Source organism: Streptomyces sp. AM8-1-1 (genome assembly GCF_032229325.1).
Classification (GTDB): domain Bacteria; phylum Actinomycetota; class Actinomycetes; order Streptomycetales; family Streptomycetaceae; genus Streptomyces; species Streptomyces achmelvichensis.
In genome coordinates this window covers 7896387-7910444 of sequence record NZ_CP135086.1, presented here as the reverse complement: position 1 = coordinate 7910444, position 14058 = coordinate 7896387, and the positions used below count along the sequence as shown (strand labels likewise).

The following is a 14058-nucleotide window of genomic DNA, read 5'->3' as shown; positions in this document are numbered from 1 at the left end:
ACGGGAGTACGGGCCTGAGCCGGCAGGCGGCAGCCGCGCTCACTACGGGGCGGATGCCGTCGCGGTGGCCGTGGGGGCGCAAGTACCGGAAGCCACCAGGGTCTCGAGGCAGGAAGCGGCGGCAAGACGGGGCAGCAGCAGTCCCCAGAACCGGGTGAGAGGAGCCTGCGAGAGCCAGCTCGCATCCTGACGGCCCAGGGTCTCCAGGCCCGCGGTAACAGCCACCACCGCCGTGACGGCATCGCGCACCGACGGACCACTGGCCAGCACACCCTGCCCGTCCGCCCGCACCAGGACGCCCTCCACCCACTCCTGCCACACGCGGCGCAGACCCGCACCTACCTGGTCACGCTCCGCGCGGTCACTCAGACCGAACCCCGCCCGCAGCACCGCATCACGACCCAGGGCCCGCACCAGCGCATGAGTGGCATCGATCAACACCTGCAACCCGCCGTCCCCTCGCTGACAGGTGATCACCTCCAGGCGCTGCGCCGCCTCTTGGCCCACCGCGTCCGCCAACGCCGCTTTGCTGGAGAAATGGAAGTGCAACGCCCCACTGCTCACTCCCGCCCGAGCACTGATCATGGACAACGACGCCACCTCGAAACCGTCCCGGTCGAACAGCTCCGCAGCAGACACGATCAAGGCATTGCGCGTACGCACCGCGCGCTCCTGCACAGCCATCAACGCACCCCGGCAACATGGCAGGAACAAGGGGACGGGCAACGGGCCACGCAAGCGACCAGCGCAGGACCCGGCACCCCGCACTCGCCGCCGAACCGGCAACCAGATCCGACCAGCGACGAGCACACGCCTGGGCACGGGCAGGAACGCGCACCCCACAGACCATTCTCCATGCCCCATACAATAACAAACCGCTAAGGCGGTTTCTAGTGTGGGCAGGCGAGGACCCGACATCCCGCATCCGAAGCAGATCCGTCCCGCATCCGGAATGACGAACTCCGCAAGCCTAGTGCAGGCTTGCGGAGTTCAACGGCGGCGGCCCGGCCGGGCCGGCAGATCAGGCCACAGCAGGCCGCAGCACAACAGGCAACGAACCGTAGCCATTCATCAGGAACGTCTCCATGGGCCGCAGCTCACCCACCGGGACGGCGAGCGCCACGTCGGGGAACCGGGCGAACAGCGCCGCGAAAGCCGTGGTCGCCTCGATGGTCGCCAACGGCACCCCCATGCAGCGGTGCACACCATGCCCGAAGCCCAGCAGGTCACGGCCGGTGCGCAGTACGTCGAACTCCCCCGCCCGCTCACCGTGCCGCCCCGGGTCGCGCCCGCCTGCGGCGAAGTTGACCAGAATGGGATCCCCCTTGGGGATCAGAACACCATCAAGATCAATATCTTCCACCGCGAACCGCATCGGTGAATAGGCGCCGGGGGTGTGCAACCGCATCGTCTCGTCGACCACGTCCTCCCAGCCGGCCCGGCCCTCCCGCACATGAGTGAGCTGGTCCGGGTTGGCCAGCAGCGCACCGACCGCATTGGTGATCAGGGTGCAGGTGGTGTCCTGCCCGCCGGCCAGCATCAGATACAACGTGCCCAGCAGTTCCTGCTCGGACAACCCGCCGCCCTGGTCGTGCACCTCGATCAGCGACGACGTCAGATCGTCGCCCGGCTGCTTCCGCTTCGCCGCGACCAGATCCGACAGCAGACCGAACGACTGCAAGCTGGCCGCTTCCATCTCCTGCGCACTGACCGTGGTGCTGAAGACGGTGTGCATCGCCGCGCACAAGGCGCTCGTCGCCTCACCCTGCTCCACGCCGAACAGCTCGCAGATCACCCGCATCGGCAGCAACTCCGCGAACGACGCCCGGAGATCCACCACCTCACCCGCCGGCACCGCCGCAAGATCGTCCATCAGCTCGGCAGTGATCGCCTCCACCCGCGGCCGCAACGCCTCACTGCGCCGAACCGTGAACGCACCCGCCACCAAGCGCCGCAACCGCGTGTGCTGCTCCCCGTAGGCGAACAGCATGTTCTCGTTCGCCACCCACGGATACAACGGCCACTCCGCCGTGATCCGCCCCTCCCGAAACGCCGGCCAGTGCTGCCGCGCATCCTTCGACACCCGCGGATCGATCAACAACCGTTCCACACAGTCCTGGCGCACCACCGCCCACGCCACGACACCGCCCGGCAGCTCCACCTGGACCGCCGGGCCCTCCTCCCGCAATCGCGCGGCTTCACCGTTCAGATCGCGCCCCGAAACATCCAGCGCATAGGGGCAAGAAATCGCTTCCATCAGAGCTCTCCCTCGTTCGTCAGAATTCGTCAGATACATCCGGACCCACCGAACACACACACCTTCGTGCGCCGTCGCCGGCACGCAGCCCTGTCCACCGGCCCGGCACTCAGAGGCCGCACCCTGCTCGGGCGGCCTCGTGCAGCGCCCGACCACGGTCCCCTGCACCGAGCGCCGTGCCACCCGTCTCTCCGGCGCCTACTCCCCGTTCACGCCCAGGACTTCGGCGCTCGCCCCGCGGAGCCCCACGACACGACTCCGGCCCGACCGGCGCACCCCGCACGACCCCAGAACCGGAACACCTCCGGCCCACCGGTCGACGCCGGAACCCCGCCGCCGCTCGTCACGGCTGCGATCTCGCTCCAAGCCTCCGAAAACCATCCCGGTCCCGTGCCGGTCCCCACGCGACCCGCGGACAGCTCTGCCGCGCCGCCGGGGCCGAGTTCACGGATCCACCAGGACCAAACCCCCGCCCCCCTGCTCCCAACCCCCTGTCGGCCCCGTCCTCGTTTCCGCGCATGGGTCAACCCCCTTGACCAGCAACCGAGTTCACCCGGTGCGCACGCGCGTCCGATCCAGCTTCCCCGCACAAGCCCTGCCCCACAAGCCCCTCACACCCCGCTGCAAACCCTCACGCGAAAGGGAGATGCCACCTTCCGCATACGGCCGGAGGTGGCGGCACGCCGACCAGGCCCACGGCCGTCGGCGCACGGCCGAACTCGGCCCGGCACCCCACGCCGACCCCCCCTCATCCCACAACCTCACAGCACCGCGCAGCAGCCGGGCACCCGCCGCGCCGCAAGTCCACGAGTCGCGTACCCGGCGAAGCACAGCCAGGGATGAACGTGCTGGTCTACTGTCGGCCTGTACGCCCCCACGCATAGGCATCCGGTGAATCAGAGGCGGGCGCTCCCGGCCCTGCTCCCCGGCCGCGCCTCCTGCCCGAAAGGAACCGGTGCGAGGTCAGGAGGATCGGGTCGGCAGCGAAGCGGTAGGAGGCAACGCTCACACGACCTGGTTCATCTCACCAGCCCGAGGCGCCGGTAACCGACCGCGCCGGCCACGATCGCACAAGCCGGCAAGGACCTCATGGGTCGCAGCGTCACAGCGCCACAAGGAAAAGGGGGCGGCCCTGGCGTCGCCCCGCCCGGTGGAACCGGGCAGACACAGACGCCAGGGCCGACAAAGGGTCTGACCACGTGTTGGGTCGGAGAACTACCAGTAGGGTCAGGCCGACGCGGGCCGCGCCCACTGCTGTCGCATCGCCGCCTCGTACACCCGCGCCCCGCGATCCGGTGCGAAGTCCAGCCGCACCAGCACCCCAGGCACGGCGATCGCCGCCATCAGATGCTGCTGCAGGTCCGTGACCCGCTCCGACATGTCCGCATGGCCCGTCATGATCTTCGACAGGATCTGCACGCCGGTGAACGCTCCCACGAACATCCGGGCCGCCGCCGCCACATCCACATGCGGCAGCAACTCTCCGCCCTCCTTCGCCCGCTGGAGCAGCTCCGCATTGTGATCGATCCACCCCTGCATCGGCACCCGCCGGTCCAGACCGTCCTGCGGGGCTCCCTGATCCACCGTCAGGCGCACGCTCCCCCGCACCATGGGATCGCCCTTGCCGAGCATGTACGCCAGCAGCAAGGCCTCGTCCAGCCCTTCCTGCAGCGTCAACTCCTGCCGTGGCACCGGCGGAACCGACGCCAGCTGATTCGTCAGCACCGCCTGCGCCAGTTCGTCCTTCGACGTGAAGTGGAAGTAGAGCGCCCCCTTCGTCACGCCCGACCGCTTCAGAATCTCCGAGATGGTCGCGCCGTCGTACCCCACCTCGTCGAACACCTCAGCCGCGGCGACAAGAATCTTCTCCCGCGTCCGGATCGCCCGCTCCTGCTGCGCCACCACACACCTCCCGTACCCCCTACCAGAAAAGAAACCGTAGGGTTCGTATGGTACCACCCAGTGACGCTCCGTAGGCAAGAGGGCAAACAACCGATGCTCTCTGTACCCAAAAACCGGCGAGCAGACCCCTGAGGGCCACAGAAACCGACGGTTCCGCCTCCACATAAAACCGGGGCATCGGTTTCTTTCAAGACCCAATCAGCTTCCCCGCGCCCCGCGACAGACCCCGCCCTGGACATCAAGACTGCACGTCAGAGCCGTTCCGGCCACCCGCAGCCGCCCTCCACCGGACGATCACACTCCGACTTCAACCGGCCTGGCGGGCCGTCAAGAACCCGTCAACAGGCCTTGAATTAGAAACCGGTTGGTACGTATCTTGTGTGGCCTGAGGCCCACCCTTATAGGGCCATTCACGGGGGAGAAGGTGCTGAGCATGACAGTGCTCACGTTCCACAAGGAAAAGCCCACCACCGACCAAGACGCCAAAACAGCCGGCACCGCCTCATCCGCGGCCGTAGCCGACGCGGATCAGTCCGTACCCGTCAAGCCCGCCACGACGCCCACCCGCGCCGCCGTGCAGGAGCGGGGGGAGCGGGCAGTGCCGGAACTGACCTTCACCGTGCAGGACCGCGCCGTGCAGGACCGTGCGGTCCAGGAGCCCACGCGCAAGGTCCAGGAGCGCGCTCGTGCCTCTCAGGAGCCCACTGCGGCGCAGCAGCCGATCGTCATCGGGAAGAATCCGACAGCCCAGAGCCGCACACAGGAGCCCTGCAGAGCAAAGGCGTTGATCCGGGCGGCGAAGAAGGCCACCGCGCAAGGACCGGGCCAGGTACAGGAGTTGCCCCGCGCCGCGCGAAGCCGTACCGCCCAGGACTCCCCACAGATACGCACTGCGCAGGCGGTGCAGGAGCCGTCGGTGCAGGAGACGGCGCGAGCGGCAAGCCCGACCGACGTACCGGAGCAGGTCTCGGGGGGCGCGGAGGACCCGGCCGGGTCGGTGGCGGCCGCACTGGCCGCCGGTGAACTGGCCCACCTCCTCTTCGACGAGAAGGACGGTGACACCGTCCACGAACCCTGGCGTGCCCTGGTGGACAGTGAGGCTTTCACCTACCGCACCGGCCTCACCCCCCAGGAACGCACCGAACTGTCCTACCAACGACTGCGGTTGGTCAACGAGGTCGCCGGCGACCCCGAGGCCCTTGCCCACGACCCCCGCCGCCTGGCCGCCCTGCACGAGTGGACCGGCTTCACCGACAGCGGCCTGTGCACCATCAGCGGCATCCACTACAACTTGTTCCTGGGCAGCATCCTCGACCACGACGGTCACACCCGCGACCTCACCCCTTACACCTCACTCCAGCACACCGGCACCTTCCTGTGCACCGAGCTCGACCACGGCAACGACGTCACGGCAATCGAGACCACGGCCACCCTCGACCCGGCAACCGGCCGATTCGATCTCCACACCCCGACCCCCGGCGCCCGCAAGTTCATGCCCAACACCAGCACCACCGGCGGCCCCAAGACCGCGCTTGTCGCCGCCCGCCTCGTCACCGGCGACACCGACCATGGCGTCTATCTCTTTCTCGTCCCCCTCAGCGATGCCGCCGGCCACCTCCCCGGCATTACCGTCACCCTCCTTCCCGAACGCCTCGGCAGCCCTGTCGACCACTGCATCACCTCCTTCGACCATGTCCCGCTCCCCCGTACCGCTCTGCTCCAGGCCCCCCACGGCCACCTCACGCCCGACGACACCCTCAGCAGCAATGTCACGAGCCGACGCAAGCGACTCCTCCACTCCATCGCCCGCGTCACCACCGGCAAACTCTGCATGAGCGCCGCCGCCATCGGTGCCGCGCGCACCGCCCTCGACATCGCCGTCCGCCACGCCCACACCCGTCACATCAGCGGCCCGAAGGCCGGCGAACGCATCCCCCTTGCCGCCCACCGCACACACAGCGGCCGCCTCACCGATGCCCTTGCCACCACCTATGCGATGACCTTCCTCCACCGCGAGACACTCACCGCCCACACCCGCACCCCGAACGACCCCGACACCGAACGGCTCGTCGCCCTCACCAAGGCCTGGTCCACCTGGCAGGCCCGCGACATCATCACCGAGGCCCGTGAACGCTGCGGTGCCCAGGGCCTCTTCGCGCACAACCGCCTCGCCGATCTGCACACCAATATCGAAGGCACCATCACCGCCGAAGGCGACAACCTCGTCATCTGGACCAAGGCCGCCGCCGAGACCCTCTTCCACCCCACGCCCCGGACCACCCCCGTCACCCCCGCCATCGACCCCGCTCAGGCGACCGACCCCACCGTCGCCCACCAGCAACTCACCGACCCCGCCTTCCTCCACAACCTTCTCGCCCACGCACAGACTCTCTGGACCCAGCGCGCCCGTACCGCCGCCCGCACGAGCCCCCGCGGCAACCCCCTCGCCCGCTGGAACACCACCAGCACGCCCGCGCTGACGATGATCGAAACCCACACGCAACGCCACGCGGCCGAAGCCCTCCACGCTGCCGCCACCCGCACCACCCACCCGACCACCCACCACCTCCTCACCACCCTCCACCAACTGTTCGCCCTCAACCAACTCCGCCCCCACACCGGCGATCTCCTGGCGCACAACCACCTCACCCCCGAGCACCTCGACCAACTCCCCCACACCCTCAACGCCCTCCACACGGCGCTCACCCCCCACCTCCCCACCCTCACCCAGGCCTTCAACACCCCCCAGCACACCCAGCCCGCCACCCCTCTCACCCACCCCGCCGGCTGACGAGGGCGGTACCGCACCAGCTGCTCACTGATAGGGCCTTGGACGGTCGGTCGACCGTCCAAGGCCCTATCGGCGCCCGCCGCATCCACGACGCCGGCCGACGACGCGTACCGAGAAGGCTCGCCGCTTCAGCGCAATCCGCACCACACAGCGGATGAGGACGGAAGCACCAGGTTCACCTCGGCGCGCAGTGCAGGTGCGTTCTACTGCGCGGGATCCGACGTGCCCGGGTCGTTCGGGTGGGACGTCACCGCAGTGATCACCGGGGTCATCCACGGCCAGAGCGGCAAAGTGCCGAGAACCTTCTCGCGCAACTCGGCCTCGTCCGCCGCTCGCCACAGGCCGATGCTGCGCAGCTCACCCACCGGGCGCCACAGCCGTACCAGGTGGCCCGCGGCGGCAAGCTCCCGGGCACGCCCGGATTCCTCTGCGCGCCGGCGATCCACCTCCGCCGGCTCTGTGCCCTCGGGGATGTGAGTGGTGAGCTCGACCAGGAACTCGTTCATGTCTTCTTCTCCTGCTCTGCGGGAGGCGCCGCGGGATTCCGCGTACACCGGAGAGGGACGGTCGTGACGCGATCGAGCGGTGTGCGGACCTGGCTGCACCACGGCGAGGACGGCCGACGGAGTCGACCGTCGCCGTGAGCGGCATCCCGGTGTTCCGCCGCGCGACTCGTCACTGGGGGCAGTCAGCCGGTGCCGGCCGCTGCACTCGCGGGACGAGCTGAAGGGCCCCGCCGCCATCGGGAATGCACACGCGGCCGATCTGACCGACACCCCCGCCCCAAGACCACCAGCCTACTCTTTGATTTTTGTCGACCGGTCATCTACTGTCATATAGACGACCGGTCGACAATAACTCAGGACCGGCAGACAACCACCACATCGGAGAAACTGATCATGAGTGCACAGTCTCAGAAGGTCGCCGTCATCACCGGCGCATCGCAGGGCATCGGAGCCGGTCTGGTCACCGCGTACCGCAAGCTCGGCCACTCGGTCGTCGCCACCTCACGCAGCATCGCCGAGTCCGACGATCCGGGGGTGCTCACCGTCCGGGGCGACATCTCCGATCGCGCCACAGCCGAGCGCGTCATCGCGGAGGGCGTGGCCCGGTTCGGCCGCATCGACACCCTGGTCAACAATGCCGGCGTCTTCATAGCCAAGCCCTTCACCGACTACACCGAGGAGGACTACGACACGGTGCTCGGGCTGAACCTGGCGGGATTCTTCCGGATCAGCCAACTCGCGATCCCGCACATGCTCGAGCAGGGAGGCGGCCACATCGTGCAGATCACCACCAGCCTCGTCGACCACGCGAACGCGAACGTGCCCTCCGTACTGGCCTCGCTGACCAAGGGCGGCCTGCAGTCCGCGACCAAGTCGCTCGCCATCGAGTACGCCGGCCGCGGCATCCGGTCCAACGCGGTCGCTCTGGGCACCATCAAGACCCCCATGCACCCCGAGAGCACCCACGAGACACTCGCCGCCATGCACCCGGTGGGGCGCATGGGTGAAGTCAGCGACATCGCCGACGCCGTGGTCTACCTGGAGAACGCTCCGTTCGTCACCGGTGAGATCCTGCACGTCGACGGCGGCCAGAGCGCCGGGCACTGAGCCCGGGGCAGCGGACCGGAACGGGGAGGGGGACAGGTGCAGCGCCGCCGACGCACTCAGCCTCGTTCCGCGACCTGCTTGCCCAGGTCGAGTTCCGCGCCTCCCGGCGTCTGCAGGCCACGCCGGAACAGGCTCCGCACATGATCGGCGTTCTCCGGGCGCCCTGACGTGCGGAAGAAGCCGGACAGGCTGGACGCGAACTCGTCGTGCGGAATGTGCGTGGCCGCGTTCACCACGCTCTTGGTCTCGGAAACGGCGACCTTGTCGAACCCTTCGATACGGCGGGCGAACGCGTCGACGAAGCCATCCAGCTCTCCGTCGGGAAGGACTCGGTTGACGTAGCCGTACCGGGCGGCGAGTTCAGCCGGGAAGTCGTCCGCCCCCAGGACGATCTCCATCGCTCTCCCCCGGCCCACCAGCCGGGCGAGGCGCCCCATCGGATTGCCCCCGGGCACAGAGCCCACCCCCACCTCGAACTGCCCCAGGACGGCCCGGGGCCCTGCGAAACGGATGTCCGTGGCCAGGACGAACTCGCTTCCCGCTCCCCGGACACGGCCATTGATCGCGGAGATCGTCACGGCCGGGACGGTGCTGAGGCGGATGAGGTTGTCCGCGTACGGGTGCAGCCCGGTGGACCCGGCCCGCATCGCGCTCACTCGCGCCGTGTCGGCCGTGAAGTCCCAGTGAGCCATGAAGAAGTCGGGGTTGGCGCTCTGGAAGACGACGACGGTCAACTCATCGGCCTGCTCGACACGCGTCACCAGAGCGGCGAGCTGCTCGACGGTGTCCACGTCGATGAGGTTGATGGGGCCGTTCTCGAAGGTCACCTTCCAGTAGGAGGGCGACACTTCGTCCACATGAAACTGCTGCTCATCGCTCATGGCGCCGACCCTAGGGTCGAGGAATACGCCGGTCACCGCGACAGGCCGTGAGCGGCAGGCAGCAGACGCATCTGCGCCACCCACCCCACCGCCTGATGCCCGGCGAGGCAGCTTCCCGTGCGACGCGACCCCCTCGGGGTAACGCTTCGGCTCGACTCCGATCGGCGTCGAGCCCGCAGAGGTTACGCGCGGGCTGCTTCCTCCCGCGGGACCCGAGCACCCAGCAGGGCCAGGCAGTTCGCCCAGAGGACGCTGAGCTGGGAGGTGTTGTTGTAGAGCTTCGCGAACAGCACCTGCCCCTCGAGCTGCGCGACGACGGACCGAGCAGCGTCATGGGTATCGGCGACCGCGACCTCACCCCGCTCAAGAGCCTCGGCGATGACCGACTCGACCATGTCGACCTGGGCGTCGAAGATCTCCTGCAGACGCTTGCGGATGGCCTCGGTCTGGTTGCTCATCTCGAGGGTGAGGTTCCCGAAGAGGCATCCGGAGACAGTGCCGCAGGTCTGCTGACCGGCGAGCTGAGCGGCCTCGGTCTCCTGGAAGAGCCGGCGCAGCCGCTGCAGGGGTTCCGCATCGCTGTTCAGGATGCGGGTCCAGTCGCGCTGCTGAGCGGCCCAGTGCTCGTCGATGACCGTCAGCGCGAGAGCCTCTTTGGACTCGAAGAAGTAGTAGAAGCTGCCCTTGGGTACTCCGGCCGTCTTGCAGATCTCGGCCACGCCCAACGCCGAGTATCCGCGCAGCTCGATGAGTGTCTGCGCGGCACTGATGATCTTCTCTTTGGCGTCGCTCGTGCGTCCCATGCTTGCAAGTATACGACCGCTCGTCTAGTTTTAATAGACCGGTCGACTATATGCGGGGAGAACCCGTGCGGTTGCGGAGAGTCGTCGCTCGGTACCGCATGATCCACCCCGCCCCACGAGAGACAGGAGCCACCACGATGAGCAACCCGATGTACGCGGTGCTGAAGCAGTGGAAGTCCGCCTTCGACGGCCACCGGCCGGACGTCATGGCGGACCTCTTCACCCCCGACGCCCTCTTCCAGGGCTTCGGACCTGAAGTCCTCTCCGGTCGCGAGTCCGTACGGGACTACTACGAGGCCGTCGCCCGCGACCGAAGCGCCGATGTGACGATCCTCCACACCTACGAGATCGGCGATCAGGTGGCCGGAGGGTTTGCGGACGTCACCTTCCGCGGTGACGACGGCTGGCAGGCTCCGGTACACATGTCGCTGACCCTCCAGCGCGACGGCGGGACCTGGCGGATCCGCCAGTACCACGTCTCCCGGGTCATCACCGAGCACTGACCCCGTGCCGCGCGGATGGTGGAACCAACGACGCCGTCGCGGCCGCTCGGTCGCGAGACCGCTGACTACCCGGTCGCGAAGCGGCCGCAGAGCCAGTTGCCCGGCTCCCCCGGGTCGTCGCTCATCCAGTACTGACGCCACAACAGCGCAAACTCCTCGCGGCTGAGGTGGCCGTCGCGGTTCAGGTCGAGCAACTCGAAGACACCGGATGCGTCCAGAGGCCGACCGGTCCAGGTCTCGACGAGCCGGCGATGTTCTTCGGCGCAGATCCGGCCGTCGCCATCGGCGTCCACCGCGTCGAAGACGGTGTCGGCGGTCGCGGTGACGTCCCCGGCCATGGCGGGCAGTTTGTCGACGAGCGACAGCAGGTCGTCCATGTCGACCGCGCCGTCCCCGTTCCTGTCCCCCGTCTCCCGCAGCGCCGCCCACCACCCCATGAGCAGCGTCGTCACCCTTGCCTGCAGGTCCGTCCCGGGGTCTACGCCCGGCAGCCGGCTCCAACGGGCGACGAGCGCCCTGAAGTCCTCCTCGCGCAGAAAGCCGTCGCCGTCCGCGTCGAATGCGGCGAACATCCCCTTGAGCTTGCGCTCCTGAAACGCGCTGGCCATGTGCAGCCCCTTCCCCACGCCGAACCGAACCATGAACTGTCGGCAACCGCCCCAAAAGGTGGCGGACTGCACATCACTGTAGGACGGGTGCAGCCACGCTCCCACGGGCACATATGGGCGAACGGTCACCGCCGCCCCGTGCCGAGGACGGCCTGCGATTCGATGAACGCCGCCCTGTGCGAGGCCGGTTCCTGCAGCGGCCGTGCCCGATGTGCCGTCAGGGTGCTGCCCCTTCCGGCCAACGGCATGGGTTCCCCCGACCGTTGTGCGCGGAGGAGGCGGGGCCCGAAACAGGTCGTGGTCGAGGGCGAACCGTTCTCATCCGATCGAGTTGTTTGTGCGGCGGCGCCCGTCGGTCGGCGTTCCGTCTCCGCGAACCTGCTGTGTGCAGGCGGCCCCCTTCGCGCCACCTGGAGGAGACGGCTCGCGGGTGCACACACCTGCCGACGTGTCCCACGAACGACAGGAGGGCTGCTCTGTGTCCGTGCCCCACAGCCGTGTCCCGGGTCGGCCCAACGGGCTGGGCACCTCCGGTGCACGCGTCGCGTTCGCCATGACCTCCCCGGCCGTGGCGTCCTCCAGCTTCGAAGGGCCACGTGCCGCGCCGGCCACGGGATGGTCCGCACTTCACCATCCCGTGGCCGGCGCGACTGAATCCCGGGGTGGAGGAGATGCGCCGGAACAGTCTCCGGTGGGCGACGGCGCTCGGGATCGTCACCACCGAGGAGGAAGTCCGACGGCTCGACGCACCACGGTTCGACCGGCTCGCCGGATACGCACATCCTGACGCTCGGGGTCTCGGCGCCCAACTGGTCTCGGACTGGATGTTCTGGTTCTTTCCGTTCGACGACTGGTTCGACGGACCCCTCGGCGAGGACCCGGCGGCGGTCAGAGACGTCGTCCGCCCCATGATTCGGTTCGTCCACGGCGAATGGGCGGCGCTACCCGCCTCAGCCCCTCCGCTCCTGCGTGCCTTCGCCGACCTCTGCGGGCGCAGCCGTATGGGCATGTCGGCCACCTGGCAGAACCGGTTCGCCGCGGACACGGCCAAGTACCTGTACTCCTACATCCTCGAGGCCATCATCCGGCGCAGCGGCCAGGAGCCGGACATGGAGCATCTCGTCGAGGTCCGCCGGGACGCGATCGGCATCCGGCCCTCACTCGCTTTCGGCGAGACCGCAGAACAGCATGAGGTGGCCTTTCCCCTGGTTCTCAGCGAGACCGTGCACGAGCTCCGCAAGGTCTGCGCGGACATCGTCGTCGTCCAGAACGACGCGTATTCCCTGTCCAAGGACCTGCGCCAGGGAGAGTCCAGCAATCAGGCCGTCGCGCTGATCCGCCGGCACGGTATGACCGCCCCGGAAGCCATCGCGCACCTCGAACGCAGCCACGACCAGCTCATCGAGACATTCCTGCGCCTCGAAGCCATGTCCACGACCCTGCCCCCGCGCTACGGACTCCCCGAACAAGCACCACACCTCGCTCACCACCTCTCGACCCTCCGGTGCTGGATCAGCGGCAACGACGCCTGGAGCAGGGAGACACAGCGCTACGCCAGGGCATAGGGCCGGCAGGGACGGGTCGCCCCGGTTGCGGCGACCGCCCCCGCGCACACCGGCACAGGCTCTCGTCCCCGCCGGTGGTCAGCGCGCCTTCGCACCCCAGCGGTGCAGAATGTGCGCGTGCCTCTCCTCAGCGATATCGAGCCCCTCCCCCGCACCACCGGTGTGCCCAGAGCGGCGGCGCCCCACCGGGCCGCCAGGCCGCGATAGGGCTCCCCATGGACTACCGAGCCGTCCTGGAACAGATCGTTCAGGACATCGCGCCGCAGGTCGGCGGCGGCCGGCCCGCCGAATACATCCCGGTTCTGGCGAGTGTCGACCCGAGCCAGTTCGGTATGGCCATCGCCGAGGTGGACGGCACCGTCCACGGCATCGGGGACTGGCAGCGGCCCTTCTCCACCCAGTCGATCACCAAGGTCTTCACGCTGGCGCTGGCGCTCGCTCAAGGAGGGGACGGTCTCTGGGCGCGCGTCGGCCGCGAACCCTCGGGCAATGCGTTCAACTCTCTGGTCCAGCTGGAGTACGAGAACGGCATCCCGCGTAATCCGTTCATCAACGCAGGCGCCCTCGTGGTCACCGACCAGTTGCTGACGCTGAACGGGGACGCCGGCAACGAACTCCTCGAGTTCCTGCGGCAGGAGAGCGGCAATCCGGAACTGGGGTTCGACGCACAGGTCGCCCGGTCCGAGTCGGAATTCGGCGACCGCAACGCCGCACTGGCCCACTTCATGGCCAGCTACGGCAACATCGCCAACCCCGTCCCCACCCTCCTCGAACACTACTTCCGGCAGTGCTCGATCGAGATGAGCTGCGGCGATCTGGCGCTCGCCTGCCGTTTCCTCGCCCGGCACGGCCTGCGCGCCGACAACACCCGGCTGCTCACCCGCAGCGGGGCCAAGCAGATCAACGCGGTGATGCTCACGTGCGGTACCTACGACGCCGCCGGCGAGTTCGCGTACCGGGTGGGGCTGCCGGGCAAGAGCGGAGTCGGCGGCGGGATCGTCGCCGTCGTGCCGGGGCACTGCACCATCTGTGTGTGGAGCCCCGGCCTGGACGCGCGCGGCAACTCGGTCGCGGGTGTCGCGGCGCTGGACCGCTTCACGACCCTGACCGGGCTCTCGGTCTTCTGACGCGCGGG

12 protein-coding genes are annotated in these 14058 nt (G+C 68.5%); 5 read left to right on the top strand and 7 right to left on the bottom strand.

Features of this window, described 5'->3' with window-relative positions:
• Window positions 1-42: 42 nt before the first annotated feature.
• From RPQ07_RS35310 to RPQ07_RS35300, 3 genes are all read right to left on the bottom strand, one after another.
• Window positions 43-684, bottom strand: coding sequence for a ScbR family autoregulator-binding transcription factor (locus RPQ07_RS35310; RefSeq protein WP_313948339.1), 642 nt, complete (start codon window positions 682-684; stop codon window positions 43-45).
• A 337-nt stretch (window positions 685-1021) separates the two neighbouring features.
• The gene (locus RPQ07_RS35305) at window positions 1022-2257 is read right to left on the bottom strand and encodes a cytochrome P450 (RefSeq protein ID WP_313948338.1); all 1236 of its coding nucleotides are present in this window, start codon (window positions 2255-2257) and stop codon (window positions 1022-1024) included.
• A 1227-nt stretch (window positions 2258-3484) separates the two neighbouring features.
• Window positions 3485-4159, bottom strand: coding sequence for a ScbR family autoregulator-binding transcription factor (locus RPQ07_RS35300; RefSeq protein WP_313948337.1), 675 nt, complete (start codon window positions 4157-4159; stop codon window positions 3485-3487).
• 433 nt (window positions 4160-4592) lie between these two features.
• On the opposite strand from RPQ07_RS35300, the gene RPQ07_RS35295 reads away from it, so the two are divergent.
• A complete protein-coding gene (locus RPQ07_RS35295; protein ID WP_313948336.1) occupies window positions 4593-6950 on the top strand; it encodes an acyl-CoA dehydrogenase in 2358 nt (785 codons plus the stop codon).
• A 203-nt stretch (window positions 6951-7153) separates the two neighbouring features.
• Here the strand turns inward: RPQ07_RS35295 and RPQ07_RS35290 are convergent, their stop codons facing one another.
• Window positions 7154-7456, bottom strand: a complete 303-nt coding sequence (locus tag RPQ07_RS35290; RefSeq protein WP_313948335.1) for a muconolactone Delta-isomerase family protein — start codon at window positions 7454-7456, stop codon at window positions 7154-7156.
• 393 nt (window positions 7457-7849) lie between these two features.
• Here RPQ07_RS35290 and RPQ07_RS35285 point away from each other — a divergent pair, with 393 nt between their 5' ends.
• Entirely contained in the window at window positions 7850-8563 is a 714-nt protein-coding gene (locus RPQ07_RS35285; RefSeq protein ID WP_313948334.1) for an SDR family NAD(P)-dependent oxidoreductase, read from the top strand.
• 56 nt (window positions 8564-8619) lie between these two features.
• On the opposite strand, the gene RPQ07_RS35280 is transcribed toward RPQ07_RS35285, so the two are convergent.
• Both RPQ07_RS35280 and RPQ07_RS35275 read right to left on the bottom strand, forming a co-directional pair.
• Window positions 8620-9444, bottom strand: coding sequence for an enoyl-CoA hydratase/isomerase family protein (locus tag RPQ07_RS35280; RefSeq protein WP_313948333.1), 825 nt, complete (start codon window positions 9442-9444; stop codon window positions 8620-8622).
• A 182-nt stretch (window positions 9445-9626) separates the two neighbouring features.
• Window positions 9627-10247, bottom strand: a complete 621-nt coding sequence (locus tag RPQ07_RS35275; RefSeq protein WP_313948332.1) for a TetR/AcrR family transcriptional regulator — start codon at window positions 10245-10247, stop codon at window positions 9627-9629.
• A gap of 137 nt (window positions 10248-10384) precedes the next feature.
• Here RPQ07_RS35275 and RPQ07_RS35270 point away from each other — a divergent pair, with 137 nt between their 5' ends.
• Window positions 10385-10750 carry an SgcJ/EcaC family oxidoreductase gene (locus tag RPQ07_RS35270; RefSeq protein WP_313948331.1) on the top strand — a complete coding sequence of 122 codons (366 nt, stop codon included), beginning with the start codon at window positions 10385-10387 and terminating at the stop codon, window positions 10748-10750.
• Window positions 10751-10815: 65 nt separating this feature from the next.
• Here RPQ07_RS35270 and RPQ07_RS35265 read toward each other — a convergent pair whose 3' ends face one another.
• Window positions 10816-11358 carry an EF-hand domain-containing protein gene (locus RPQ07_RS35265; RefSeq protein WP_313948330.1) on the bottom strand — a complete coding sequence of 181 codons (543 nt, stop codon included), beginning with the start codon at window positions 11356-11358 and terminating at the stop codon, window positions 10816-10818.
• Window positions 11359-12029: 671 nt separating this feature from the next.
• On the opposite strand from RPQ07_RS35265, the gene RPQ07_RS35260 reads away from it, so the two are divergent.
• A complete protein-coding gene (locus RPQ07_RS35260; protein WP_313948329.1) occupies window positions 12030-12923 on the top strand; it encodes a terpene synthase family protein in 894 nt (297 codons plus the stop codon).
• A gap of 215 nt (window positions 12924-13138) precedes the next feature.
• Window positions 13139-14050 carry a glutaminase gene (locus RPQ07_RS35255; RefSeq protein ID WP_313948328.1) on the top strand — a complete coding sequence of 304 codons (912 nt, stop codon included), beginning with the start codon at window positions 13139-13141 and terminating at the stop codon, window positions 14048-14050.
• Window positions 14051-14058: the final 8 nt, after the last annotated feature.

Coding starts and splice junctions, on each gene's coding strand:
- RPQ07_RS35310 (WP_313948339.1), bottom strand. CDS start 684: ATGGCTGTGCAGGAGCGCGCGGTGCGTACGCGCAATGCCTTGATCGTG.
- RPQ07_RS35305 (WP_313948338.1), bottom strand. CDS start 2,257: ATGGAAGCGATTTCTTGCCCCTATGCGCTGGATGTTTCGGGGCGCGAT.
- RPQ07_RS35295 (WP_313948336.1), top strand. CDS start 4,593: ATGACAGTGCTCACGTTCCACAAGGAAAAGCCCACCACCGACCAAGAC.
- RPQ07_RS35290 (WP_313948335.1), bottom strand. CDS start 7,456: ATGAACGAGTTCCTGGTCGAGCTCACCACTCACATCCCCGAGGGCACA.
- RPQ07_RS35285 (WP_313948334.1), top strand. CDS start 7,850: ATGAGTGCACAGTCTCAGAAGGTCGCCGTCATCACCGGCGCATCGCAG.
- RPQ07_RS35280 (WP_313948333.1), bottom strand. CDS start 9,444: ATGAGCGATGAGCAGCAGTTTCATGTGGACGAAGTGTCGCCCTCCTAC.
- RPQ07_RS35275 (WP_313948332.1), bottom strand. CDS start 10,247: ATGGGACGCACGAGCGACGCCAAAGAGAAGATCATCAGTGCCGCGCAG.
- RPQ07_RS35270 (WP_313948331.1), top strand. CDS start 10,385: ATGAGCAACCCGATGTACGCGGTGCTGAAGCAGTGGAAGTCCGCCTTC.
- RPQ07_RS35265 (WP_313948330.1), bottom strand. CDS start 11,358: ATGGCCAGCGCGTTTCAGGAGCGCAAGCTCAAGGGGATGTTCGCCGCA.
- RPQ07_RS35260 (WP_313948329.1), top strand. CDS start 12,030: ATGCGCCGGAACAGTCTCCGGTGGGCGACGGCGCTCGGGATCGTCACC.
- RPQ07_RS35255 (WP_313948328.1), top strand. CDS start 13,139: ATGGACTACCGAGCCGTCCTGGAACAGATCGTTCAGGACATCGCGCCG.